Source organism: Verrucomicrobiota bacterium, from assembly GCA_039192515.1.
GTDB lineage: Bacteria > Verrucomicrobiota > Verrucomicrobiia > Methylacidiphilales > JBCCWR01 > JBCCWR01.
Genome location: JBCCXA010000001.1, coordinates 38,886 through 64,662, shown reverse-complemented (window position 1 = coordinate 64,662; position 25,777 = coordinate 38,886). Strand labels below are relative to the sequence as shown.

Here is a 25,777-nt window from a genome sequence, read left to right as displayed (position 1 = left end):
AAATAATTTTTTGAAGCCTAAGTATAACCTCAGCTTTGCCTTTGACAACCATGATATCTCTAGGGATCGAGAGCATGCTTTTCGTGAAAGAGTTGCAGTGTGCTTCGTAAGGGGTATGGTCTCATGCCCTTACGAGATGAAAACATTTGCCCAAGGCCAGAGATGGATGAGTGAAGCCGAGCCTGAACTAGGGCTCGGTATGATTTTAGAAATGGAACATCGCACCGTGAAGATTTTATTTCCTTCTACGGGTGAAATAAGAATGTATGCCAAGGAGCAGGCACCCATCAAGCGCGTGCTCTTCCAAGCTGGCGACAAAATCGAGAGCCACGAAGGAGCTGCTTTTGTCATCCAAGGCACGGAAGAAAAAGAAGGGTTGATGTATTACTACGGAGATGAACAGCAAGTGCTCCCTGAAATGCAAATAGCCGATAGCATGAACCTTGGCACAGCCGACAGGAGATTGCTTGATGGCAGAGTTGATGAGTCTTCTTTATTTGACCTGCGACTCAAGGCCCTAGAGCTGCAGAGCAACATCCATCAACATCCAGCTCATGGCTATATAGGCGCGCGCATGGATCTCATTCCACATCAGCTCTACATAGCCCAAGAAGTAGCCTCACGTTTTGCTCCCCGCGTGCTCCTGGCGGATGAAGTAGGGCTTGGAAAAACCATCGAAGCATGCCTGATTTTACATAGACTCTTTGTTCGGGGGCGCTCTGGACGCGTGTTGATTCTCGTTCCAGAACCGCTTATTCATCAGTGGTTTGTTGAGCTACTGCGACGTTTCAATCTATCTTTCTCAATCTTTAATGAGGAACGCTGCCAGAGCATGCAAGCTATAGACTCAGAGGCAAATCCCTTTGCCGATGAGCATCTCATTCTAACAAGCTTGAGCTTATTTAAAGAAAACCCTAAGCGCCTGCAGGAAGCACTAGCGGTAGATTGGGGCTTGACCATCGTGGATGAAGTGCATCACCTGAAGTGGTCTAAAAAAGAATCTAGCTTGGAATATCGTGCCGTGGAGGCTTTTGCCAAAAAGTCAACAGGCCTTTTACTACTTACCGGCACACCGGAACAATTTGGAGCGGAAGGGCACTTTGCGAGGCTTCGCTTACTAGATCCTATTCGCTTTCACAGCTATGAACGGTTTCAAGAAGAGTCCAATTCCTACCAGCAAACGGCTGAAGTAGTAGATAGGCTCATTTTAAAAGAGCCGCTTAAAGCGCAAGATGAGAAAATTCTCGGAAAGCTTTTCGGCCAAAGCCCCCAAGCACTCACTAATTTGAAAGCTTTGGTAGAGCAGCCGGACCTAGATGCATCAAGGGACCATCTGATTTCAGACCTCCTAGACTGCCACGGAACGGGAAGAGTAGTCTTTAGAAACACACGATCGGCTATCGCAGGCTTTCCCAAGCGCAAGATATTACCCGCAGCTCTCACTTTTCCGAAGACGGATATAGCTGTAGTGGAAAGAGTAAAGAGCGAGTTAGCTTACGAAGTGGAAGGAAACGATTGGAAGCAAGAGCCGTTAGCTAAAGACCCAAGAATTGACTGGCTGCTTCGACTAATCAAAAAGTATAGTCCTAAAAAAATTCTACTCATCTGTCGCTATAAAGAGAGAGCAGAAGCAATTTATGAAGCCGTCATGGACAAGTTAAATTTGAAAATGACCGTTTTTCATGAGGATCAAACCATCATCCAGCGTGATCGCAACGCCGCGTGGTTTGCGGAGCCTGAAGGTGCTCAACTCCTCCTATGTTCAGAAATAGGCAGTGAGGGAAGAAACTTTCAATTTGCGCATCACCTCGTCCTCTTTGACTTACCCTTAGATCCCGAGCTATTGGAGCAACGCATTGGTCGATTAGATAGAATCGGCCAAAAAGAAACCATCCAGATTCATGTGCCTTACTTTAAACACAGTGGAGCAGAGACAGTATTCCAATGGTTGCATCAGGGGTTAGAAATTTTTACTGCTCCTTCTCAAGGGGGAGAACTTTTCATGGAAAAATTTGGGCAACAGTTAAAGGGCCTCATTTTAGGTGATTATGATCAGAAGAAGCTCGACGCATTAATCGAGGAAACGCAAGCCTTTAGGAAAGAGCTTTTAGCAAAATTAGAAAAGGGAAGAGATCGTTTGCTAGAAAGGCATTCTTTCCAACCCGAAAAAGCCAAGAAACTTATCTCGGATATTGAGCAATTCGATCAGTCAACTGCACTGGATCAGTTCCTATTGAAAGCGCTTGATCACTTTGGTGTGCATATTGAAGAGATGGGAGAGGACCGTGGCAAAAGAATATGGCTACTCAAACGTGGGCAACTCGTCACGGATCAAATTACTTTTATCCCTGAAGAAGGCAAGCTAGTCACGCTAGACCGCACTACGGCACTCTCCCGTGATGATGTAGAATTCCTAACTTGGGATCATCCCATAGCAAACTCAATCATGGACTTGTTGTTGTGCTCCGAGGCAGGCAACGCTGCTTTTGCCGAACTCGAGAGTGATGATTTAGAGCCTGGATTGTACACGGAAATGATTTTTATTCTGGAAGGTTCCTGCCCGCCACAATTTGATATTAAAAGATTCCTTCCGCGAACCTCTCTGCATATAGCCTATAACCAAAGCGGCACACAACTTCCGCAGGATTCATTGACTGTCTTGCGTAAAACTAAAAAAACAGACGCCCCCAAGCATTTGCTAGCTGCTGGGGGAGAAGCGCTCCAAGGACTCTTAAAAGACGCCAAAGATAACGCACAAGAGTGGGTAGAAGATCTATCGGAATATAAAAGGAAAGAGGCCCTCAAGCTCATGAAAGAAGTGCTTACTCATGAGAAAGAACGCCTTATGATGTTGAAACAACGCAACGGACTAGTCAGCGAAAAAGAACTCAAGCTTTTGGAAGAAGAAGAAAAAGCTTTGCTCGAGGCTATTTCAAAAAGCCAGGTAAGGTTAGATGCTATTAGGTTGATAAGGGTAGTGTAGGTCCCTAATTAAGGGTAGCGATGTGGCTGCCTAATTTGCTACAATAAATCTTGAGAGAGAGTCTAGCAACGGGTTTAGATCATGAGCCCATAAATCATTGTGGCCGGCCCCTGGTATTAGATATCGCTCTTTAACACCTGTGTAAGCATTTAATAATTTCTCACTATGTCTATGATGGATGATTCTGTCTTTATCACCATGGACAATAAACAAAGGGCATTTAACTTTTGCTATCTTCTCTAGGTTATTAAACTTATCAAAAGGTAAGATGGGGATTCTGGTTAATACTGTAAAGGCAGTAGCAAAGGGACTTTCAAGGACTAATGCTTTCGCTTGCCTACGCGAGCTAAGATCAACAGCTGGACCGCTACCTACGGAACGTCCCCATAAAACGATATCTTTAGGGTGATAACCTAAATCTTGTGCTTTTTCGTAAAGTAAATCAGCATCCTGATAAGTTGTCTTCTCCGTAGGTGTTCCGGTAGACAGACCATAGCCCCGATAATCTAACGCAAGGGTGGAATAGCCTTGTTGGTTTAGAAATTCGAGTAGTCCCGTTAAGTGTCCAAGATCTTCTCCGTTACCGTGAAAGTAAAGGATCAAGCATTTTTCCTGGCTGGCCTGCTGATAGGAGATGGCAATCTTATGACCATCCTTTGAATCGATAAAATCTAGACCCATCAAGTCTTTGTCATAACTACAACCTCTGTAGGGAAAGATTAGTCTCTCGGAAAAACACGCGCCCATAATGAATAAAGCCACACAGAATATAAGAGGAAAGAAAAGAAGTCTTTTTAAACTAAACTTCCCTAACAGAAATCTGTGCCAGTTTATACTTGTATGATGGACCATGCCAAGAAACTAGACAATTAAACATACGGTATCTAATCGAAAATAATTAAAGAGATATTGAATAAATGAATACAGAAGTCTCGGGAGAGAACGGGTAGGATTTCCAGAATAGCTTTTCAAAAAGGAGAAAACCAAGAGAGCTGCGTCGGATCTTATCAACGGAGGTACATTAAGTTTCAATTGACTTACGGCATAGCTGCTCATTCGGGTTAAAACGGAAAACACAAAGTTTCGACTTAATCTGTAGACTCCGGTTTGCAATTTCTATGTCCTGTATTTTACTTAAGATACGGTTCTGATTGACAGGCATATGATAATCAATGTTTTGAGAAGTGAGGAAAGGGGTAAATCAAATACAGGTTGGTTGCATAGTTGCCACTCATTTTCCTTTGGAGAATATGACAATCCCCAGCAAATGGGGTTCCGCAGTTTACGTGTGATCAATGAAGACCTTGTAGCACCAGGGATGGGGTTCCCCACGCACCCTCATCGATCTATGGAGATTCTTTCTTATATTGTTGAAGGGGCTCTTGCTCACAAAGATGATATGGGCAATGAAAGTCGTTTAGGAGCAGGTCAATTCCAATATATGAGCGCAGGGGACGGCGTGCGCCATAGTGAATACAATCCTTCTGATTCTCATCCTGTTCATTTTCTACAAATTTGGATAGAGCCAAGAGAAAAGGGAGGCGAGCCAAGATATAAAGATTTGGACCTGGCTTCAGCGGAAAGTAGTTCCTTAAAACTTCTAGCATCACCAGATGGTGAAAACGGGTCTGCAGAAATCCGACAAAATGCTCAAGTATTCTACGGTCGAAGTTTAGCTAATGAACCTATAACTATTCCCAAAGATGGACGCTACCCTTATGCATGGATTCAATTGATAACTGGCGAATTGAAATTAGGAGCAGTAACCTTATTCACTGGAGACGGAGCCGCCATGGAGGGAGAAACTTTTGAAGTAGTTGCTAGTAAAGAAACATCCTTTTTATTTTTTAAGTTGGCGTAGACCTCCACCGCCTAGCAAGAGTACAGGGAAAGGTGGCTAGAATGAGGATAAATTATTTTTCAGCCTCGATTCGGATTTCGACGCGTCTGTTGAGTTGCTGCTCATCGCGGTCTCCATCAGGATTAACGATAGGGCGGGTTTCTCCATAGCCTTTGACTTGGAGGTCGTTTTTCGAGATGCCTGCTTTATTAATGATCCAGTCTGCTACGGCTTGAGCTCTTAGCTGGCTTAGCTTTTGGTTGTAGGCATCCTCACCTAGAGTATCTGTATGTCCTTCAATGGTTACATCCGCGCGAACTGCGCTGTTAAAAAGTTCTAAAATTTCCACAAGCTTTTCTTCGCCTTCAGGTAAGATTTGGGCGGAGTCAAATTTAAAGAGAACATCACTAGAGAGACGTAATAATATCGGTTGAACTTTCGGTTTATCGAGAAGTTTGGGCGCTTGAGTTTTTACCAGACCGGAGATTTCACCCAGTCCTGGCAAACCCTTATCCAGAGTTTGATTCTCAGAGCCTAATGCCAAATTACCAATGCCCAGATCATGATTCTCTGCTAAGGCTGCCGTGCTCGCCTGATCAACCAACGCTTGTGCGACTTGGGGGACTTTACCTTCCGAACTAAGCGGGAGTGCAGAAAAAGCTTCTGTTGGAACAGAGACAATGTCTGAACTCAATGACTGTGGAATTTCTGATCGAAGGCGCGGCATAGGAATCTTGGGCGCATTAATTGGACCACCAAATGGATCGATGTCCTCCGGCTCAAGGTTAAGAGGCTCGACTTGAGGCTTCTGACCAAAACTTGGCTTGGGCATGTATTCGCTTTCTAAAGATTTAGGATCAATAAGAGCCTGTCTTAAATTGAATCGCTTTGGCTCTATCGGATCAACGATTGGTTGGCCATAGCCTAACTCTACCCTAAAAAACCAAAGGATGAGCACTAAATGAAGTAGAAGTGACCCGATAAAAGCAACTATAGTGCTTGTCATGAGATCCCACTCTGTTAGCTCTTGCCATTTATTTACAGCAGCCATCTATTCGTAGATTATCTTATATCTATTGAGGTGTCAGCGAAATAAGTTTGTGAAGTTCCCTAGTAACACACTAAGACTTTTTCCATTCGTTTTGGAGTTTAAGCAGCATCTTATTAGCCTTTTCGGTGTTGCCAGCTTTGCGATAGGCCATCTCTGCCTTTCTTAAGGCTCTAGGGGTCAGTTTTTCGTCGAAAATCAATAGCGCAACGGCCGCATATATTTTGGCTGCCTCATCGTAGTTACCCTTTTGATACTCGATATCCCCAAGAAGAAGACGGCCTCGGGCATTGTAATTACCTTCAGGGTTTTGTTTAAGTATTTTTTCTGCTAGTTCCTTGGCATCATTTAAACGGCCGGTAGATATGTAAGCTTTAGCTAATGGCTCCATGACAACAGACCTGTCGGCCTCTTCGGGATAATCTCGACGGAACTTTGTCCAAGCCTCAGCAGCTTCAACATGCATATCTGCCTTAGTCAATAGAAGGCATAAAGCCAGTTGAGGTCTGCGACGCTCTTGCTTGGTGGGCATCAGTTTCATGGCTTTTTCGTAGTAACTCTTGGCTAGGCTTAATTGGTTTTTCTCAGCTAATTCTTGACCTATCCATTCATAAACATCCGCAGATATAGATACAGCCTTTTTGTTAGCATTGCTCCATTTTTCATAATTTTCTACCTCTTCAATCAGTGCTGGGAGGTCCTTATCTTGCAGGGCTGTACGGAGCAGTCTCTGGGTGGCCTCTTCAAAATATTTTTTCTGGTCGGCTTCCCTGGCGAGTCGCCAATAATCTAGAGCTGCCGCTTTCTCTCCGGATTGCTCCAGAGAAATAGCTAGCCAATAGTAGGCATCATTTTTGTGCGGAGTGTCTGGATAAATAAGCACTAATTCCTCCAGGAAATCTCGCATGGTTTGGTAATCATCTTGAGTACCGGCTAGCAAGCCTGTCTTCCATAGCGCTACTTCACGCTGCTCAAAGTCTCTATACTGGCGAACAAGCATGGACCATACGCGAAGGGCTTTAGCAGGCTTTTGCTGTTCTTGATAGGCTTGACCCAATAACCATAGAACATGGTCGGTTGCAGGAAAATTGGGGTACTTGTTATAAAGCACTTCAAGGCTATTTTGTGCTTCATCGAAATCCTCTAACATAAAACTGGAAAAAGCATGCTCATACCAGATCCCAGCTTGTATTTTCGGTTCAAGAGCTTGCATCTGTTTAACATCGGTTATTAGTTCGGTTAAGATGGGTTGTGCGGCGTTGTAGTTTTTTTCGGCAAAAAGGCCCTCAGCTCGCATCAGCTTAACATGATAGAGTTTTTCAGACTTTGGGTAGAGCTCAATGAACTTGGCTGTTTCCACCAAGAAGCGCTGGTCATTCATAGGATGTAAGATTAAGAGCCTGGCCCAGGCTGATTTTTCAGCTAAATCGCGTTCGGGAAATTCTCTAAGGATAAACCCATACAATGAGAGTGCTTCATCACCCTGCTTGAGCAGCCTGTAAGACTCTGCCGTTAAAAACATGATTTCGGCTCTCCGACTAGCAGGGAAAGCCGGCTTCACTTCATTGTAGAGATGTGTCACAGCACCATAATTACCAAGAGTAAAATGAGCTTGGATAAGTCCTAAGTGGGCAAGTTTAACCCAATATTCCGCTGATTCCGTGCGGCGGACTGTTTCGTAGTATCCAATGGCATCTCGATAATCCGTTTTTTGGTAGGCAATATTGCCTGCTCTGACACCCGCTTCCACTCTTAGCGACGCCTCCCTAGATGAAGAAACAATCGTTTTATACAATTTTAGCGCCTTAAGTTCTTGGCCTTGTTCTTCAAGTAAAGCGCCCAGTTTTAAGCGAGCATAGTCTTGGTAAGGATTGTCCTGTTTAATTAAGGTGAGCTGCTCCAGTTCCAGCAAAAAATCAGGAAGTATTTTTAAGTGCTCACCAGCTAGAATGAGCAGGTAAAGCACCCTCGCTTTAAGCGCTTTGTTATCGGTTCTGGAAGCAAGGCGTAGTGGTTCAAGTGCTTCTTTCCATTTTTTGTTAACCGCTAAGATCTCACCCTGCATGGCATAAGCAGGCAGTGTAAATTTGCCTTTAGGAAAAAATTTGAGCATCAAATCCAGTGTGCCATTTGTTTCTTCCTGACGGCCTAAAGCCCAGTAACATTCGGCTAGGCGAAAGAGCGCTTCCTCTTTTCTTTTTGTCTCCGGGTAATAACGCAATAGGTCGACAAAAACTGGGACGGCCTCTTTGTGCCTTCCGGACTGCTGCATCTCATAAGCTTGGGAGAAAAGCTCTAACTCTCTAGGTCTAAGCCGTTTGATCACTTCCTCAATGCTAGTAACAGTCTGCGCAGTTTCTCCGGATTCAGTACTCGTTTTGTCTTTTTCTAAAGAAGTTTCTGAGCTGTTGGCGACTTCTTGGGCCGTTAGAAAATGGGCTAGGATAAGCCATAGCTCTATAATAACCATTCCTCTCCAGGCATGAACGACTCTATAAAACACTAGGGCAATCGTACTGGATTCTTAGTCTTTGTAAATCATTCGGTGCCAAGGTAAATCTAAGAAAACTTGCCGGCAGGTTCTTCTTTGCTAAATTACTGCGATGTTATTTTTTGACGCAGACCCTCCATTAGCAGCTAGAGCTAAAAAAGTTCCTCTACGCAGTGAAATTGCTGACTCTGATAAGTGGGATCTCACCAGGCTGTATACTTGCAACGACTCCTGGGATCAAGATCTTACCAAATATGCGGAATCCTTTCCTAAATATGCAGATTTCCGCGGAACTCTTTCCAGCTCGGCTCAGAAGTTATGCGATTGTTTAGAATTTGATAAGAAGCTAGATCTTTTGCTAGAGAAGCTAGGGCACTATTGCTCGTTACAAACTGCTGAGGACAGCTCCGAAGATAGTTATCTAAGTCGTGAAAGTCGCTTTCACCATGTCATGATCCAAGCAGCCGAAGTCGCTTCTTTCTTAACCCCAGAGATTCAGGCGATCGATGATGATACTTTTGAAGCTTTTCTCAAGGATCCTAGTTTACTTCCTTGGAAGAATAAGCTTACTAGATTACGCCGTTTCAGACCGCACATTCTCACAGAAAAAGAAGAGCGACTTATGGCTCTCGCAACCATGCCTTTACATGGACATTCTGAAACATTTTCACAACTCACGAATGTGGATATGCAGTTTGGATTTATCAAGAACGAGCAAGGCGAGGAGATAGAACTCTCACACGGAGCATTTTCTTCCTGTTTAGTCAAGCGTGAGCCCGAATTAAGAAAAAAGGCATTTCATCAATACTACAAAGAGTTCAATGATCATAAGTACACGCTGGCTGCTACACTTTCTAGCTCGATCAAGGCAGATGTTTTTGAAGCTCGGGCTAGGAGTTATCCCTCAGCTCTAGAAGCAGCATTGTTCTCTGATAGAATACCAAAGGATGTTTACACCAATCTTATTAATACGGTCAAAAAGAACCTGGACCCATTATTTCAATATTATGAATTGCGTCGAAGCAAATTAGGCATCAAAGAGTTACACGCCTACGATACCTATGTCCCCATAGTAGACTCTATCGAGATTAAAACCACATTTGATGAAGCCATTGAAAAGGTATTGGTCAGCCTTAACCCCCTAGGTGAAGATTATACTAATGCTTTAGAGAAGGGTTTCCATGATCGCTGGTGCGACCGCTATGAAACAAAAGGTAAACGTTCTGGCGCTTTCTCAAGTTCAAGCTATGGCAACCCGCCTTACATTCTCATGAACTTTAAAGAGGATGTTTTCGCCGATGTTTATACGCTCACGCACGAAGCCGGCCACTCCATGCATTCTTACTACTCGCAAAAGGAACAGACTTTCCAAGATTATCAATACCCTATTTTCCTGGCGGAGGTAGCCTCCACTTTTAATGAGGAATTGCTGACCTACCACTTGCTTGAAATTACTGATGATCCTAAAATGCGTGCCTATATCATCAATCGTCAAATTGATGACATCAGAGGCACACTCTATAGGCAAACCATGTTTGCAGAATTCGAGATGATTGTGCATGAAATGGAGGAACAAGGGGAACCAATTACTTTGGACAGCATGCGAGCGGCCTATCGTAAGTTACTTGAAACTCATCACGGCCCTAATCTTGTGTTAGATGATGTATTAGATCTGGAATGTCTGCGCATTCCTCATTTTTATTCTGCCTTTTATGTCTATAAGTACGCGACGGGTATTTCTGCTGCAGTTGCTTTGTCAAACCGTGTCTTAAGGGGTAGTGAATCTGAGCTCAATGATTATCTAGGCTTCTTAAAGTCTGGTGGTTCTGAATATCCTCTAGAAACGCTCGCGAAGGCAGGGGTCGATATGACTAAACCGACACCCATTGAAGCCGCTTTGAAGCTCTTTGCCGAACGAGTTAAGGAGCTGGAAGAATTAATCGGTTAGAGAAAGCCCAATCCTGACTCAAGTTTACCCAGGTCAGTAAGATGTTAGTCATTTAATAGCAAAAAATTTGTCTTATTTTGTACGTGCGCCAGTATACAACTATGGCCTTGCGTTCACTTCTTGTTGATTTTAACTCTTACTTTGCTTCTGTCGAACAGGAACTGAGGAAGGAGCTGCGGGGTAAACCAGTAGCAGTGGTACCAGTGATGGCGGAGACGACTTGCTGTATCGCTGCAAGCTATGAAGCAAAGCGGTTTGGCATTAAAACGGGGACTCAAGTTCGACAAGCTCGATTACTTTGTCCAAAATTGGAAATCGTTCAGGCAAGGCCTAAAACTTATGTCGAATGTCATCACCAACTTGTAGAAGCAGTAGAATCGTGCCTCCATATAGACGAGGTGCTTTCCATAGATGAAATGATCTGTGACCTTCCTAATAATTTTAGAAAAGAAGACAGAGCCCGAGGCCTTGCCAAACATATTAAACAGACCATTGCTCGTAAAGTCGGTCAGTATTTAAAAAGTTCCATAGGCATCGCGCCTAATCGATTTTTGGCCAAGATGGCTTCTAATATGCAAAAACCTAATGGTCTGATTTGTCTACAAGAAGAGGACCTTCCAGAGGCCTTATATAAATTAGAACTACGAGACATCCATGGCGTAGGTAAACGTATGGAACAACGTCTTCGAGAATATGGCATTACCACTGTTTATGAACTTTGTCACACGAGCAAGGACAAGCTTCGTCAAGCTTGGAATGGCGTAGAGGGTGAGCGGATATTTCGCAACTTGCGGGGGGAAGAAGTTTATTATCCTCCGACAAAGCACACAACTATTGGTCACTCTCATGTTCTTCCTCCTGAGGAGCGCAACCGTAAACTTGCCTTTGCCGTGATTAATCGCCTCACACAAAAAGCTGCCATGCGCTTGCGAAATATGAGCTATATGGCATCTGCCATGCATATTTCTATTAAACACATCAATGCTCCCTCTTGGAGAAATGACATGCAATTCTTAGAAACACAGGACACTTTGGAATTCATCCGCATTCTTAATCTTCTATGGGATCGCTATCCTAGGACGACACTCAAACCACTAGCTGTTGGTGTGACCTTTTTTAATCTCACAGCGGAGAATAATTACACGCCTTCCTTCTTCTCAGAAACAGAAGTTTCAAAAAATAGAAAAACACTCCATAAGGCTATGGACGAGCTCAATACTAAATTTGGCAATAACACCATTTACTTTGGAGGAGCTTATGAGGCGTTACGCTCTGCCCCTATGCGTATTGCCTTCAACCACATCCCGGATTTAAAAATTGAAGATGATGGCCGTGAGGCCAAACAACGTTGTTAAGCTAGGGCTTTGCATGTCCAGCGTAGATGCTCAACGGTGCAATTTCGCGTTTTATGGCCAAGCATTGTAGCTTTCCCCACTAAGGACATGATGTTCACCTAAATAACCTTCTCAACTACCCGTGTCATTTGGCGTAGTTTTCTTTGTTTGGCGATGCGTCCTTCGCTTGGAGCTTCCGTAATATCAGAGTTCTCATTTACTGAGGAGTCACTTTTCTCCGTTATACCCTCTGGATGAGATTGCCTATCAACCACACGTGTGACTTGGCGTAGTTTTCTTTGTATATTAATGCGATTTTCAGCATCTGTCAGATTAGACTCTTTTTCAGCGTTCGTATCTCCCAGGCCTTGATTAAGGCTGTCACCCCCCAAGTCATTATCTTCCATGGAGACTTTGTTATCTTGATAGGAGAGGTGAACTTTAGTTTCTCCAATTTCGATCAAGTCATCAAAGCTAACAGCATATTTTTGGATACGGACATTATTAATCCTGGTTCCATTAAAGGAATCAAGGTCCTCTAGATAAATGGTATGATCTTGGATAATGAAATGACAGTGCTTGGTCGATACGGTTGGATCGGGTAGTCTAATAGCACAGTCGAATCCCCTACCAACGGTTGTCTTATCTGGCTGCAACGGCAATTTCTCACCCTCAAGCGCACCTTTGTCAACATTGAGATAGATCCTGACTTTAGTTAGGTCTATTTGCGCTTTGCGCGGTAGTTCTAAGCGCGTTGTTTTGGTTGTTAATTGCTCATTTCTTTTTTTAGACATGATTTCAACGCATTCTAAAACTCTTTCGATGGGGATCTTGATAGTTTTTTCTCCAGGTAATGTACATGACTCCCAATGCCATTCTGGTGATTGTAATGCTAAAATTCTCAATAATGAATGAAAGCCTTCTTCTCGTGCTCCATAATTATTTTCAGCATAACAATATCTCACATAGCCGTTTTTAATGTAGATAACACCGTTATAGTGCCCCTCATGAAGATATAGGATTCCCTCATCGTTCGATTCATTCCCAAGCATCTTTAATTTTTCTAAGACTTGTTCTCGACTATTCATAGTATTACATATCGATCAAATTTTTATAATCATTATATAGATCTTATAAATGTTGGGTTTAATAGAACAAGTATATTTTATTAGCATTGCTAATGAGCGCCACATGACTAGGTAGTTTCGGCAATAGATTTTGGGATATAAATTTGCCAGTGTATTGTCTAGTCTCTTTAGTTAGATCATATGTCAACAGTATAGAGTCTTCTAAAGGTACTACCTTATTGAGACCTGTTTCCCACCTCTATCTGGGAGAGTACTCCCCGGGCTTGATCGCTTTGCCCTCGCTTGCTTGTAAAGAGCTAAGCTTAGATCGATGCGATGGATACATCTTCGCAGACGCTTTCTTCCTTGAGGCTCCAGCTTTTAACCATCCCGTTGAAGTTCTATAACATAGTGTCGATTTAATTATAAGCACACGAAATCATCTCAGAAACGGGTTATATGATTTATTCGTATGAACTGGAGCTTGTCTCCATAAGGAAGTCAATTTCTTCGAATAAGTTTTCTATAGATGGATGACTAATGAGTGCCTCTGTAACTCTTGTGCATTCAATTTTAATATAAGATTCGCCTCCGCTGCTATATCCTATGGCCTCTACAATAGCGTCTGAAAGATGAATGATGGAGACTTCTTGCTGGAATTGGTCCGCCATCCCGGGATTGTGGTGATACCTCGCTACGGCTTGCAAAGCTTTGGGCATCTTCCAATGTTCTAGAACTGCCTGTGCTATGATAGTATGGTCAAATTTGAAGATCTCTTGCTCTGCATTTGAAGTGGTTAAATTTTTGCTGACGGCTAAATCCAAGCTCTTTACATAGGCTTCAGGAAATGCTTTGGCCATAATGATTTGACCAAGATCATGTATCAAACCTGCCACAAAATAACCCTCTAATGGGTTTATTCCCATGTTAGAGGCAAGGTATCTGGCGCTTACTGCGCAGGCTAATGCGTGTTTGCAAAATTTATTTATATCAAAGTGTTTCATATTAAATTTTTTAAAAGCATCTACGCAAGCGGTCCCCATCACGATCTCCTTAATCTCGTGCATTCCCATAATCATCATGGCTTGAGAGATTGATTCCACTTCCCGGCTCAGTCCGTAAACAGGGCTGTTGGCTATTTTAAGGATTTTTGCTGCTAGTGCAGTATCCTGCATGATGAGATCTTCAACCTTAGTGTAGCTGAAGTCTTCCTCGGATATAATCCTTTGCAACTCTGTAGCAACTCTCGGCAATGAGGGAATGTAACTACCTAAAAGCTCTATGACTTCTTGTTTGATTTTCTTGGGCTTACTCTTCATTAAGGCGCAAGAAGTACATCTTTTTAAGGTGTTTCTTTGTTGAAAGCTTGATAATTTCCCTTGTCAAGCTCTTGTCCTTATCGATAAATCTCTTAGCTATTGACTCGCGAGCTGATTTTACCTCTTCGTCACTATAAAATTTTTCAATATTTGGCATATCCACCAGAATAGTCTTCGCTTTTAGCTTAGAGACTTCTTCAATAACTTTATCATCAACAGAGTCTCCAATTCTGTATATTAGCTCTCCATTCATAGAATGAATATTTTCTCCGAGTATCATACCCTCTTTCAATTTGGTTTTCTTTACTCTTTGGAACATATGTACCCTATATGTAATAAAAAAATAAATTAGGAAGTAAATAGAGAAATTGCCTATACATACATGTTAGGGGTGAGAATAACTTGTCCTTTAGAGGTCAAATGGATACCAATTAGCTAGCTTTGAGCCTTTTTGGAATGTGCATCTTGAGAATGAAATGCAGGCTCTATCGTGTATTTTTTGTAAGGGAATAGAGCGCTATTTTTCTTGAGTTGCTGCACATGTGCTTTGTTTTCTAAATGCAAGCGGCGTGGAATTTTTTCTACCAGCCTAGGATTATGCTCCAAGAGTTCTTTTGCCTTAATTGGAGACCAGCCTTCGGTTACACCACTAAGTTCTAAATATAACTTTGCCAAGATATCGGAACCAAATGAAAGTGCTGCGGGACCTTGTGGTGTAGAAACCACTAGAGGCACTGGCACCCACCCCTCAATTTCCTCAGCCCCATGAGAATGCAAAAAGAAAATCATTACGAGAACAACAACTAGAATAACACCTGCCATTCTATATACTATTTTGTAGTATATAGAAATTAAAATCTTTGCATTTCAGGAGTATTGGGTTGAGAGATGCCAAATTAGCTCCTTTAGAAAGGAAAATGTGTTAGTGTCCAGAATAATGCTTTATCGAGTAGTGGGTTTCGTTTTTCTAGGCCTGGCCCTCACAGGTATTGCCCTACCGCTTCTTCCTACAACACCCTTTTTATTACTAGCTGCAGCTTGCTTTGCAAAATCCTCTCCAAAATGGCATCAATGGCTACTTAATCACAGAGCTTTTGGGCCAACCATTCGGCGCTGGCAGGAAAAGCGATGTATATCAGCAAAAGCAAAAGTATTGGCTTTAGTTTGCCTTTCACTATTTGGAGGTTATTCTATCTTCTTTGCGATTGATAATTTCATTGTCAAGGTAGTGGGTGGGTCAGTGATTCTTTACGGCTTTTGGTTTGTTTTAAGCATCAAAACATGCAAAGACTAGAACAGCAGAAATTACTGTTTATTGTTATCTAGTAATTCTTCACATTTTCTGACTAGACGATCTGCCGTCTTTGACCAAGTGTGTTGTTTCATGGTTTCTGCCCCGAGTAGACCTATTTCTCGGATCTCCTCCCTTTGACAATAGCCATAATTAATTTTTTCGATGAGCTCATCAATCGAAGCTTCCTGCCAAGTCACCGAAAGTGACTTCTCATAGTAGTCGGGGATTTCAACATTCTTTAGTTCTTTTAGTGAGATCACATTGGAATCATTGATAATGTCTAGATGACCTCCTGTCGCCGAAACGATAGCAGGTTTTCCGCAGGCCATATACTCCATTAGCACTAAGTTGGTGCCGCTTTCGCAACGGCTAGGGAAAATTCCCATGTCAGACTCGCGATATACAATAGGGCACTCCGTGTGAGCAGCTAGTGGCAAAACAAATATTCTCGAGGTATCGAGGCCATTTATCTTACATAAATGCAAAACCTTTTCCTCCCAATCTTTGCCCTTAAGTTCGAATTTAATATGTGGAGAACAGGACATAGTTTGGATGGAGTCTTTTAGGTAATTGTCCCACATAGTCACTAGATGAATATCGTCGTGCAGTTCTTGTATTTTTTTAAATGCTGCAATTGTTAGATCTTGCCCCTTGCGATATTCTATTTTACTGCCAGAGAAGACCACAAATGGCGAACTACTCTTTTTCCTGGATGGGTCCGAGCCATCTTTCTGATGAAACAACTCCAAATCAATCCCCTGTATTAGAACGGAAGTGTGTTTAAGACCGGCCTCTAGAGCCAATTTTTGACACCACGTTGAGCCTACGAAAATATGGTCATAGTATGTAGCATTTCTTATTGCTTGATCAGACAAACGCCCCTCAAAAAAGGTGTAACCGATATTTAAAATGCCTCTGGCGGCACTGCGTGTCTGTAAGTGACCTGCCAGCGCCATAAGATGTACTCCCGGCAAATTAGGGTTGTTCCAATCCATATGTTCTGGAGACAGAGAGATTACCTCGCAGCATTTAGCTAACTCTTCAGCCAAATACTTAGAGCAAACACCCCAGCCATAGTTGCCGGGATCAGCTAGTGACAAATAGATACGCAACAAAACCAAATCTAGGCTATAAAAAAATTATTCTAAAAGAGAAATAACAAAAAAAATTCTCCGTTGACCGCGCAAAAAATCAAGTGATAGTAGAGCCCTATATGCCAACAAAAAGATCAAGTCCACCCAGTATTCGGACTGCAGCTAAGAAATCTAATCCAAAGTATAAAAGAATTCTCTTAAAGCTGAGTGGCGAAGTTATTGCTGACGATGATGAGCACATCTCTTCAGAGAATACCGGCAAAATCGCCGACCAAATTAAGGAAGTCTATAAGCTAGGAGTTCAGGTTGCTATGACCATAGGTGGTGGCAACATATGGCGCGGGGCTACAGCCTCGCACGCCGGCATGGACCGCACCACCGCTGACTATATGGGTATGCTAGCTACGGTTATCAATGGTCTCCGTCTCCAGGAAGCCTTGGAACAAAAGGGCGTGCCGACGCGGGTGCAAACTGCTATCGAAATGAAGAATGTGGCAGAACCCTTTATTCGCAGACGGGCGATTAGGCATTTAGAGAAAAAGCGTGTGGTTATATTTGTTGGGGGCACTGGGAATCCCTATTTCTCTACGGATACAACAGCAGCCTTACGTGCGAGTGAGATAAATGCTGAAGTCGTCCTAAAAGCAACCAAAGTGGATGGTATCTATGATTGTGACCCAGTTAAAAATCCCAAGGCTAACCGTTTTCCTAAAATCTCTTATATAGATGCACTTAGAAAGCAGCTCAAGGTGATGGATTCTACGGCCTTTTCCTTATGCATGGACAACCGTATGCCGATTGTTGTATTTGATGTCTTTCGCAAGGGTAATCTCAAAGCAGTTGCCTTGGGCAAAAAAGTTGGCACACTGGTCGCTGATTAATAGGAAAAATTTATGGATACAGACGAAATCTTGATGCAAACGGAAGAGAAGATGGACAAAACCCTTCAAAAAGTGAAAGAGGATTTTCAAGGAGTTCGCACTGGCAAAGCCTCTCCTGCTCTCGTTGAAAATATTAAAGTAGACTGTTATGGCTCAACAATGCGTCTTAGAGAGACCGCTGGAATTACTACACCAGAGCCTCGGCTCATAATGATTCAGCCATGGGACGCTTCAAACGTTGATCCCATTCGTAAGGCAATTGAGGAAGCTAATATTGGAATCACTCCAATGGTTGACGGTAAAATCATTCGCCTTCCTATTCCGGAGTTATCAGAGGAACGTCGTAAAGACCTTATCAAAGTAGTTAAAAAAATGGGTGAAGACGGAAAAATCGCAATCCGTCACGCGCGCAGAGATTGCTTAGATCAACTTAAAAAAGAGGAAAAAGCCTCTACTATCACGCAGGATGATTTAAAAGTTTCTGAAAAATCGACTCAAGACCTGACGGATAAATTTGTGAAACAGATAGATGAGATGGTCGGCAGTAAGGAAAAAGAGCTGCTGACTATTTAAGCTAATGCGTTATTGGGATATACCTATTGCAGCTAGAGCTCGCGTTTTCAATATCTCCCTAGATTAAAATAAGATTAACTGTGACATTCCCAGAGTTTTATCGTATTGTAGAGTAATGGGTAGTTGTTTTTTCCGGTTCTGCACAATTCTAACTCTTTTTGCCATATTTGCTCTAGCTTCCTCGAGGGCTCAGTCACTGATTGATCCTATCCTAGAGCCAGAAAAAGACTCTGCAACTTTTGCCGATATCAGTGAGAAATTCATACGTAATATGAACCTCATAGCGACTATGGTTCCGGACCAGCCTACTGCCGAGATGATAACAATTGTCACAAAGCAGGCTGAGGATGCTTTAGGTTTTTACCGCACTAAGGGTGCTGGTGCTTATCGTGAGCGACTACGCCGCTACAATGAATCCCTTAAAACAAAAGATGGTATTCAAAAGCGTGACAAGGAGTATGTCGAAAAGCTCAACGATATGATTAAAAAGCGCGATTCAGATGGCCTTTTCAAAGATGCAAGAGGGAGAATAAAGCAGTCTATCAATCTTCTACAAACGACCATGAGGGAAAGTCCTATTGAGGAAGACGAATGGAAAGACTTCCAAAGGATTATTTCTAAGCACTTAAGACTCTACAGTCAGGCAATGGGTAAAGTTTAATGATCTAAAAAAGGAAACTTAACCTATGAAATCAAATCTTTTTTTGGTCTTGGTCGTTTTTTTAACAAGCCATCAAATCCATTATGTTTATGGACAAACTGCGAACAAGGAGAAGAAAATCAATGAGTTCATTGAGAAAGTTCAAGTGCAGCTGGTAAAAGCTCTAGACAGAATAGAAGAGATAGACAAGATCGTGGATCCATATTTAGAAAAAATAGTTCAACAAGAGTTCCTACTCAAAGCTTCCGAATATCAAATGCTCAAGAAGCAGTCCGAGAATGCATCTATTGCTAAAAAGTTTTTTGAGAAAGCTAATAAGCAACAAGACGACACTTTTTCAGCGACGGTTCAGTATCTTGATAATGCCTACGAAGCTTTAAAGGTTGGGGAACTCTGGATAGGCAGCGAAGGGTCACTTGTCGAAAAAGATGCAAAATTATTTAAGTATGTAAAATCTGAGGCGATTAAGGTCGCGGCAACTATGGAAGGCGGTGCGGAGATCCTAGAATTGATCAATGAACGAGACGAATTAATCTCGAAATTTGATAGGATATCCCCTTTATTCGACTATTACTTAGACAGGCAAGAGTGGTGGCAATACTATCAAGATTACCAGGACGAGTTAAAATATAATGACCGCTATGCTAAATTAAGGGAACAGATCAAAAATTGACCCTTAGTCCATCGTAAGCAAGCTCTATTTTATCAGGTAAATTACGATTTACGGTATCATAATCAACCCATTGACTCATATGGGTGAAATATGTTTGCTTGGCACCAACCCTCTGGGAAATCGCAGTGGCTTGATCTATAGTTAGGTGGGAGTTGTGTGGTTGGTGTCGCAAAGCATCCAGGACCAAAACATCTGTGCCTTTTGCTAAATCCAATGCGGTAGGAGTAACCTCATGACAATCTGTGTAATAAGCTAATTTTTTACCCGTGCTTTTTTCCTGAAAAATTAATCCAAGCACTTCAAATGTGCCATGAGGTAGTAAAGTTGAGCAGATTGTTCCACACGGTAGCTGGAGTTTATTAGGCATGTCCAGGGGCTTAAAAGCTGGGTAGCCTGTTATTAGTGGCCGATCAAGTATTGCATAAGCAAAAGAATCTCTGAGCCTTTGTAGACCGTCTTCGCAGGAATAAATTAACATAGCCTCACCATCTTTCATGGCAGAAAAACTTCGCAAGTCATCCATCCCCATGACATGATCTGAATGGCCATGTGTTAGTATCACAAAATCAATCCAGTTAATCTCATTCCAAATACATTGCAAACGAAACTCAGGTGAAACATCAATTTGAATATGGACACCATCCATAATCACGTGAGCGCATGTCCTAGTCCTCCAATTTTTAGGATTAGCTAGATCACAAAAATGCTTTTTAACACCAATCACAGGAACACCCAGTGATGTTCCTGTTCCCATGAAGACTAATTCCATAAGTGTTTAAAGGCTTCCACATCTTTGATGTTATCTAGTTTTAGGCGCTTCATCTGAAAAAAACTCTGGAGTAACTGTTTACATTCAAACTCCATAGGTCCCATCTCAACATGGAGTCTATGATTCAAAGTATCCAATAGATGTGCTTCCATAGCTCCTCCCAAATAACCCATTTTAGGATCGCTAACAGCATAATGAACTTTTTTAATCCTCGCCATAATACAGGCACCACTACACATAGGGCATGGTTCTTTTGTAACGTAAAGTGTAGCTTGATTAAGCCTCCAGTCTGCAATGGCATTAGCTGCTTTAGTAATGGCGAGCATTTCAGCATGGGCGGTAGGATCTTTGAGCGTTTCAACTTGGTTATAAGCAGAGGCGATGACTTTGCCTCCCATTTCTATCACAGCACCAATGGGCACTTCATCTCTACGCCATGCTTCTATCGCCTGATTATAGGCCATGGACATAAAATAAGTATGATCCCGGACAAGTTCGTCTGGGTACTTTTTTCGGAATGGGCATTCAATCATGACTATCTTTAATGGACGAGGGTTTTTAGGAATTGTCGGCTAACTTTTTTAAATAATCATAAGAATATAGACCAGAGTTATGTCCATCACTGAATTTAAATTGGACAGCATAACTCCCAACTATATCCCAACCGGTTACAGATACCCCAGGGAATTTATCCTGTTCAGTGCCTCCATATTGATTCCCTAGGAGATCTCTTTCTCCTTGATTTTCTGCACTTGGTGAATGAGCTCGTAGACGCTCCATGGAAAAGAAATCCTCGCTACCGTCCTCCCACTTGATGGCTACCTCATCACCTATCAGAGCGATGTTTTCTGGATACAACATAATGGAAACATGCCATGTGCGTATACAAACTCAAGGCCGGATAAAGACTTAAACCAGCCATCTAAGCGTAAACCCAGCAGTTTCTTTTTGGCCGGGTTCAATCCAGCGTAGGCCATAATGATGGTGAATGGCGTTTGGGAGGCCTAACCAAGGTTCAACACAGTAAAAATCAGACGAGTCTGTTTGAGTCCAGGTTGTGACTGCATACCATGGGAATCCTTCAGTTGCTAGGTCAAATAGCAGCTTGTAGGAACCATCTTTTTTTCTAAGCTCTGCATTAGGAACGGAACCCACTCCTCCTAGAATATGCATACGATCATTGAGATCTGGATCTGCTAAGCTCAGTATATTGTCATTAGGTTTAGAAAAGACAATGGAACCATCATCATTTTGCCGTGCCCACTTTTCTGCTATCAGATGTAACTCCCATTGCTCTCGCTCGTCATGAGGCACAGGGAAATAAAAATGGTGCCCTGCATAATAAGGCATCCGTTCATTTCCCTTATTTACTGTCTCAAAGACTACACGAACCGATGTTTCATCTAACTCATAAACAACATCGAATACAAAAGCGTAAGGGTAAAGTGCTTGTGTATCTTGATTATCTACTAATCTCATTCGAGTTGTAGAAGGATCATCATCTACAACTGTAAATGGTGCGGCGCGCGCAAATCCATGCATGGGTAAATCTCTAATTACGCCTGCCGTGTCTTTCCACTTGCCTATTTGCCCATCAACAAAATGTCTGGCAATGAAGGGGAACAATATGGGGTTGCCTCCGCGTATCTTAGGTGGATTGGACCAATCGGCATTTTCGGGCCAATGAATAACAGGCTTACCAGACACTTCCCACATCAATAATCTGCCTCCCTTTTCGGGGGATACGCGCAAAAGAGAGTTTCCCGTTTGTAATTCAATGACCCTCTGTCCTTGGAATTGCACTTCTCTACTCATTTAGGAACTCCCTTTGCATTTACTCACTTACTCTGTTACACCATAATAATAGCTATGGTCGAAACTTCAACACATGATACACCCTTCGCTTGGGGAGACCAAGAAACGCAGCATTTTTTCGATCTTACCCCCGACCGAATTTTAGAGGCCGTAGAAGCTGCAAATATAAGATGTACAGGGCGCTGCATGCCACTCAATAGTATGGAGAACCGAGTCTATGAAGTCGAAATAGAGCTCGCGGAGCCTGCGCCTCCCGATAACCCCAGCGAGGCCTTCCGGATAGTCAAATTCTACAGGCCGGGTCGCTGGTCAAGAGAACAGATTCATGGAGAACATCAGTTTTTGATCGATCTTGAGAAGGAAGAAATACCGGTTGTGGCTCCACTCCCATTCTCTAATGGCGAAACAGTTAGATTTATGCCGGAGTATCATATTTGGTACACCGTTTTTCCTCGAGTAGGTGGCCGCAACCCAGATGAACTCACTGATGAACAGCTCTCACAAATTGGGCGTCTTCTCGCGCGAATTCATATTGTTGGTGCTAGGTCTGAAGCGCACTCACGCATTAAAATTGGACCTGAAAGTTATGGCTTACAGAGCCTTGATTATCTTTTGGATGAAGGGTGGATTGAGGCTGATCTGGAGGACCATTATAGTGATCTTGTTGAAGAGATCTGCGAATTGACGCAACCGTGGTTTGATTCTGCAGACTATCAGCGTATCCATGGGGACGCACATTTAGGGAATTTACTCTATGGACGCCAAGGCTTTTTCTGGGTGGATTTTGACGACATGGTGCAGGGACCCGCCATTCAAGACATTTGGCTTTTGACACCAGGTCGAGACGAATATAGCAATCGCCAAAGAAATATTTTATTAGAATCCTATGAAATGCTGAAGACATTTGATTATGGGAGCCTAAGACTAACTGAGCCTTTGCGAGCTCTTCGATACATCCATTTCTGTGCCTGGATAGGAAAGCGTTGGGAAGACCCTTCTTTTCCTCCTAAGTTTCCAGAATTTGGAACGCGCTCGTTTTGGCAAGAGCAGATAGTAGACTTGGAGGAGTGCCTGCGAATGATCAAAGAGAAATCTTAGAGCATGTAAGTTTTAAAGTTCCGGAGAACTATTTCTTGCTTTTTTCATAGCATCTACAAAGATTTGTGCGGATTGCTTTAATTGGCTCCAATCTTTTTTCTCTAAAATATCTTTGCTCACTAAACTGCTTCCTGCGGCTACCGCAGAGCAACCTGCTTTAATAAAGGCACCACAGGTTTCGGGAGTGACACCACCTGTAGGTATAATTCTTAGTTGTGGTAAAGGTGCTTTTACTGCCTTGATATAAGAAGGTCCCAGGCCATCCGCTGGGAAAATTTTGATAAAGTCGGCACCAGATTCGTGGGCATTCAAGGCCTCCGTGGGAGTATATGCACCGCAACAGATAGGCTTTCCGTAGCGCTGGCAAATAGAGATGATCTCGGGACGAAAAACTGGGGTGACAACATACTCGGCTCCAGCTAAGAGCGCCATTCGAGCTGTGGTATCGTCGAGCACTGACCCTACTCCCATCAGGATTTGTTTGCCAAAATAATTAGTTGTCTCTTGGATAACACCAAGGGCATTTGGAGTAGTCATCGTTACCTCAATAGCGTGAATACCTCCTTCTATAAGAGCTTGGCAAGCGTCCGTTAGTTGGTTGGAGTCGTTTGCTCGAATAATAGCTATAACCCCGGGGTCTAGCAGCCTGTTAATAATCTCTTCTTTATGCATCTTTTCTATACTAAGCCCTAATTATGTCACATCAATGCTGTTTGCACTTGCTGGGCTCACAGATTGGCCACTATCGGCACTGGCGACGGCCGCAAAGCATAACTCCAGGCTTGGTAGGTTCTTGCGAGCGCTATTAAGGGGTTCGCGGTTTTCTTCAATAGCACAGAGCAATTCTCCCATGGCCCCAGCGAACCCGTCGTTGAACCAAGCGCCATCAAGTTCAACCTCAGCTTCGCCTGCCTCCGTGGTCAGCAGAATTTGATTATTCGCGCAGACCGGACCGGAACTGCGGTAGGTTCCCTTGGTTCCAGTGACAACAACCGATTCAGCAGGGCTAAATTTGGTGTGAGCTCGAAAGACAAGTGAGGCTTGACCTCCTTCAAATTGGATCAGAGATTGAGCACAAAGCGGGGGTTGGATTAGTTGTCCGAGAGCATTTTGCACCTGAGAGTGAACCAGTAACGCCTGGCGATCTCCAAATATGCAACGCACCATATCAAACCAATGGATGGCGAAATCGTAGAGAACGATGTGGTGAATTTTCTCGAAACGGGTGCCTTGAATCCAGCTATGATCCCAGGCGATCTGGATGTCACAACTAACAATTTCTCCGAGAAGCCCAGCGGCTACTGCTGACCGCAGATAACTGAAATAAGGAGCCCAACGACCATTTTGGTTAACAGCGAGTTTTAGTTTTTTTTCGTCTGCTAGATCCGCGAGCTCGTGACCAGCTTGGATGTCTGTTACAAAGGGCTTCTGGCTCAGCACATGTTTACCAGCTTGGAGAGCTTGGCGGATAAATGGCAAGCGGTGATCCGGGTGAAGGGCCAGGTCTACTACCGCTATAGAAGAGTCTTCAAGAACGGACTCTGGGGAATCCGAGACACTGGCTTCCGGAAAAAACTCATCCCTTAGTGCTTGGGCAGCTTCTAGATTGATATCGCTGAGAGTATGCACCGGAAATTTGTATGTCTGGTAAGCTTCCAGGTGATTACGAGCAATCCCGCCACAACCAATCAGGGCGATGGGCTGAGGAGAGCGTTTGGGAATAGCAGGCCGGTATGGTAGAACAGGTGCAGTTGTTTTTTGGGCCTCTTTTACTTTTAATTCCCGCGCATCATCTTTGTTACTCATGATAGAGCTCCTTCCAGACTCACGGTGCATCCTTCATCAATGCTCCGGATGGCACTGTCAACGATTTGCTGACCAATGCGTGCTAGCTTCGGGTTCAATGGCCCTTCAATTGGCTCGCCCAGGCTAATTTTTTTTAGAGCGTACTCGATGCCGTTGCTTTCTCCCTTGGGGAAAGGGTCCACAGCTTGTTCATAGCCTTCGGGTCGACCGCGAGTTTGAATACGAATGGTGGATTCATAGTCATAGCTGCTGATAGTTCCGTCCGTGCCTCGGATGATGAATCCACATTTCGGCTGTGGCTGGTAAGTCCAGGGGTCCGAGAATGTGCCCCACCGAGTCTCGAACTTGGAGAGATGCTCCCCATAACGAGCTAGCGTGATACTGTGCTCATCGACTTCAATTCCACTGGTGCCTGCACTGAGACAAGTAATGGCATCTGGCTTTTGTCCACCATTGAACCAGGTTCCAAGGGTGACACCATAGCCGAGATAGTCCCTCAGGGAGCCACCATCCGAATCTTTCTTATACCACCAACTCTCTAGTTTTTTTTCCGCAGTTGATTCGAGTTCTACTTTGTCTGCTCCGTGGTAAAGAGGTCCGCGGTTACCATCGTAATAGTGAACCTCAATGATGTCACCAATAAGTCCTTCCCGAATTAAACGATGGGTTGTGCAGTGACTTTCTACCCAGCGCAAAGGCCAGTTGATAATGAGTTCTTTGCCGGAAGCTTCGACGGCTGCAATCATCCGGTCAGCATCTTGCAGTGATCCTGCGAATGGTTTTTCCACAAAAATATGAGCGCCGAAAGGTGCTATACGCTCGACCCATGTGGCATGTTCCGCAGTTGGGGGACAAAGAATGACAAGGTCAGGCTGGGTTTCTTCCATGCATTGGCGCGCATCAGTAAAGACCCTAGAGGCGTCGAGCTTGAAATTGCTGATGGCTTCCTCCATACGCTCAGGTTTGGGGTCACAGATGCCGACGATTTCCGCGTGGGGGTGTTGATCAACGCACCGGAGTAGGTCACCCATGTGCATGTGGGAGAATTCGATTCCAGCTATTTTCCATGTTTTGTTCATAGTC

At 43.4% G+C, this 25,777-nt stretch carries 25 protein-coding genes; 10 read left to right on the top strand and 15 right to left on the bottom strand.

Annotated elements, in window-relative coordinates:
- The first annotated feature begins 10 nt into the window (after nucleotides 1–10).
- On the top strand, nucleotides 11–2,983 hold the full coding sequence (gene rapA / locus AAGA18_00295) for an RNA polymerase-associated protein RapA (protein ID MEM9443764.1): 2,973 nt from the start codon (nucleotides 11–13) through the stop codon (nucleotides 2,981–2,983).
- Between the two features lie 30 nt (nucleotides 2,984–3,013).
- Here the strand turns inward: rapA and AAGA18_00290 are convergent, their stop codons facing one another.
- Nucleotides 3,014–3,745: an alpha/beta hydrolase gene (locus AAGA18_00290; protein ID MEM9443763.1), complete on the bottom strand. Its 732-nt coding sequence runs from the start codon at nucleotides 3,743–3,745 to the stop codon at nucleotides 3,014–3,016.
- A 400-nt stretch (nucleotides 3,746–4,145) separates the two neighbouring features.
- Between AAGA18_00290 and AAGA18_00285 the strand changes: the two genes are divergently transcribed.
- Complete coding sequence (locus tag AAGA18_00285) at nucleotides 4,146–4,844, top strand: pirin family protein (GenBank protein MEM9443762.1); 699 nt, start codon at nucleotides 4,146–4,148, stop codon at nucleotides 4,842–4,844.
- A 52-nt stretch (nucleotides 4,845–4,896) separates the two neighbouring features.
- On the opposite strand, the gene AAGA18_00280 is transcribed toward AAGA18_00285, so the two are convergent.
- Together AAGA18_00280 and AAGA18_00275 are read right to left on the bottom strand one after the other, a co-directional pair.
- Nucleotides 4,897–5,874, bottom strand: coding sequence for an OmpA family protein (locus AAGA18_00280; GenBank protein ID MEM9443761.1), 978 nt, complete (start codon nucleotides 5,872–5,874; stop codon nucleotides 4,897–4,899).
- Between the two features lie 70 nt (nucleotides 5,875–5,944).
- Nucleotides 5,945–8,341 (bottom strand): tetratricopeptide repeat protein, encoded by a 2,397-nt coding sequence (locus AAGA18_00275; GenBank protein MEM9443760.1) that lies wholly within the window; start codon nucleotides 8,339–8,341, stop codon nucleotides 5,945–5,947.
- Nucleotides 8,342–8,474: 133 nt separating this feature from the next.
- Here AAGA18_00275 and pepF point away from each other — a divergent pair, with 133 nt between their 5' ends.
- Both pepF and AAGA18_00265 read left to right on the top strand, forming a co-directional pair.
- Nucleotides 8,475–10,310, top strand: coding sequence for an oligoendopeptidase F (gene pepF / locus AAGA18_00270; protein ID MEM9443759.1), 1,836 nt, complete (start codon nucleotides 8,475–8,477; stop codon nucleotides 10,308–10,310).
- Between the two features lie 83 nt (nucleotides 10,311–10,393).
- Nucleotides 10,394–11,665, top strand: a complete 1,272-nt coding sequence (locus tag AAGA18_00265; GenBank protein MEM9443758.1) for a DNA polymerase — start codon at nucleotides 10,394–10,396, stop codon at nucleotides 11,663–11,665.
- A gap of 98 nt (nucleotides 11,666–11,763) precedes the next feature.
- Here AAGA18_00265 and AAGA18_00260 read toward each other — a convergent pair whose 3' ends face one another.
- From AAGA18_00260 to AAGA18_00245, 4 genes are all read right to left on the bottom strand, one after another.
- Nucleotides 11,764–12,732, bottom strand: coding sequence for an FHA domain-containing protein (locus AAGA18_00260; protein MEM9443757.1), 969 nt, complete (start codon nucleotides 12,730–12,732; stop codon nucleotides 11,764–11,766).
- 443 nt (nucleotides 12,733–13,175) lie between these two features.
- A complete protein-coding gene (locus AAGA18_00255; protein MEM9443756.1) occupies nucleotides 13,176–14,030 on the bottom strand; it encodes an HDOD domain-containing protein in 855 nt (284 codons plus the stop codon).
- Nucleotides 14,020–14,310, bottom strand: coding sequence for a hypothetical protein (locus AAGA18_00250; GenBank protein ID MEM9443755.1), 291 nt, complete (start codon nucleotides 14,308–14,310; stop codon nucleotides 14,020–14,022). The genes AAGA18_00255 and AAGA18_00250 overlap by 11 nt, the downstream gene beginning before the upstream one ends.
- 155 nt (nucleotides 14,311–14,465) lie before the next feature.
- Nucleotides 14,466–14,852, bottom strand: a complete 387-nt coding sequence (locus AAGA18_00245; protein ID MEM9443754.1) for a hypothetical protein — start codon at nucleotides 14,850–14,852, stop codon at nucleotides 14,466–14,468.
- A 103-nt stretch (nucleotides 14,853–14,955) separates the two neighbouring features.
- Between AAGA18_00245 and AAGA18_00240 the strand changes: the two genes are divergently transcribed.
- Nucleotides 14,956–15,324 (top strand): YbaN family protein, encoded by a 369-nt coding sequence (locus AAGA18_00240; protein MEM9443753.1) that lies wholly within the window; start codon nucleotides 14,956–14,958, stop codon nucleotides 15,322–15,324.
- Between the two features lie 11 nt (nucleotides 15,325–15,335).
- On the opposite strand, the gene AAGA18_00235 is transcribed toward AAGA18_00240, so the two are convergent.
- On the bottom strand, nucleotides 15,336–16,439 hold the full coding sequence (locus AAGA18_00235; GenBank protein ID MEM9443752.1) for a glycosyltransferase family 4 protein: 1,104 nt from the start codon (nucleotides 16,437–16,439) through the stop codon (nucleotides 15,336–15,338).
- Nucleotides 16,440–16,537: 98 nt separating this feature from the next.
- Between AAGA18_00235 and pyrH the strand changes: the two genes are divergently transcribed.
- From pyrH to AAGA18_00215, 4 genes are all read left to right on the top strand, one after another.
- On the top strand, nucleotides 16,538–17,299 hold the full coding sequence (pyrH, locus tag AAGA18_00230; GenBank protein ID MEM9443751.1) for a UMP kinase: 762 nt from the start codon (nucleotides 16,538–16,540) through the stop codon (nucleotides 17,297–17,299).
- A gap of 12 nt (nucleotides 17,300–17,311) precedes the next feature.
- Entirely contained in the window at nucleotides 17,312–17,872 is a 561-nt protein-coding gene (gene frr / locus AAGA18_00225; GenBank protein ID MEM9443750.1) for a ribosome recycling factor, read from the top strand.
- A 115-nt stretch (nucleotides 17,873–17,987) separates the two neighbouring features.
- Nucleotides 17,988–18,533, top strand: a complete 546-nt coding sequence (locus AAGA18_00220; GenBank protein MEM9443749.1) for a hypothetical protein — start codon at nucleotides 17,988–17,990, stop codon at nucleotides 18,531–18,533.
- A gap of 25 nt (nucleotides 18,534–18,558) precedes the next feature.
- Entirely contained in the window at nucleotides 18,559–19,206 is a 648-nt protein-coding gene (locus AAGA18_00215) for a hypothetical protein (protein ID MEM9443748.1), read from the top strand.
- Here AAGA18_00215 and AAGA18_00210 read toward each other — a convergent pair.
- From AAGA18_00210 to AAGA18_00195, 4 genes are read right to left on the bottom strand one after another with little or no spacing between them, the layout of a single operon-like run.
- Nucleotides 19,196–19,975: an MBL fold metallo-hydrolase gene (locus tag AAGA18_00210; protein ID MEM9443747.1), complete on the bottom strand. Its 780-nt coding sequence runs from the start codon at nucleotides 19,973–19,975 to the stop codon at nucleotides 19,196–19,198. The two genes, AAGA18_00215 and AAGA18_00210, sit on opposite strands and share 11 nt — an antisense overlap.
- A complete protein-coding gene (locus AAGA18_00205; GenBank protein MEM9443746.1) occupies nucleotides 19,966–20,508 on the bottom strand; it encodes a nucleoside deaminase in 543 nt (180 codons plus the stop codon). The genes AAGA18_00210 and AAGA18_00205 overlap by 10 nt, the downstream gene beginning before the upstream one ends.
- A 25-nt stretch (nucleotides 20,509–20,533) precedes the next feature.
- Nucleotides 20,534–20,836 (bottom strand): DUF971 domain-containing protein, encoded by a 303-nt coding sequence (locus tag AAGA18_00200; protein MEM9443745.1) that lies wholly within the window; start codon nucleotides 20,834–20,836, stop codon nucleotides 20,534–20,536.
- Nucleotides 20,837–20,884: 48 nt separating this feature from the next.
- Nucleotides 20,885–21,790 (bottom strand): aldose epimerase, encoded by a 906-nt coding sequence (locus AAGA18_00195; protein ID MEM9443744.1) that lies wholly within the window; start codon nucleotides 21,788–21,790, stop codon nucleotides 20,885–20,887.
- Nucleotides 21,791–21,844: 54 nt separating this feature from the next.
- Between AAGA18_00195 and AAGA18_00190 the strand changes: the two genes are divergently transcribed.
- A complete protein-coding gene (locus tag AAGA18_00190; protein ID MEM9443743.1) occupies nucleotides 21,845–22,888 on the top strand; it encodes a serine/threonine protein kinase in 1,044 nt (347 codons plus the stop codon).
- 12 nt (nucleotides 22,889–22,900) lie between these two features.
- On the opposite strand, the gene eda is transcribed toward AAGA18_00190, so the two are convergent.
- Genes eda through AAGA18_00175 form a run of 3 tightly spaced genes read right to left on the bottom strand, consistent with a single transcriptional unit; the run spans nucleotide 22,901 to nucleotide 25,773 of the window.
- Nucleotides 22,901–23,560: a bifunctional 4-hydroxy-2-oxoglutarate aldolase/2-dehydro-3-deoxy-phosphogluconate aldolase gene (gene eda / locus AAGA18_00185; GenBank protein ID MEM9443742.1), complete on the bottom strand. Its 660-nt coding sequence runs from the start codon at nucleotides 23,558–23,560 to the stop codon at nucleotides 22,901–22,903.
- Nucleotides 23,561–23,581: 21 nt separating this feature from the next.
- On the bottom strand, nucleotides 23,582–24,694 hold the full coding sequence (locus tag AAGA18_00180; protein ID MEM9443741.1) for a Gfo/Idh/MocA family oxidoreductase: 1,113 nt from the start codon (nucleotides 24,692–24,694) through the stop codon (nucleotides 23,582–23,584).
- On the bottom strand, nucleotides 24,691–25,773 hold the full coding sequence (locus AAGA18_00175; protein ID MEM9443740.1) for a Gfo/Idh/MocA family oxidoreductase: 1,083 nt from the start codon (nucleotides 25,771–25,773) through the stop codon (nucleotides 24,691–24,693). Before AAGA18_00175 ends, AAGA18_00180 begins: the two co-directional genes overlap by 4 nt.
- Nucleotides 25,774–25,777 lie beyond the last annotated feature (4 nt).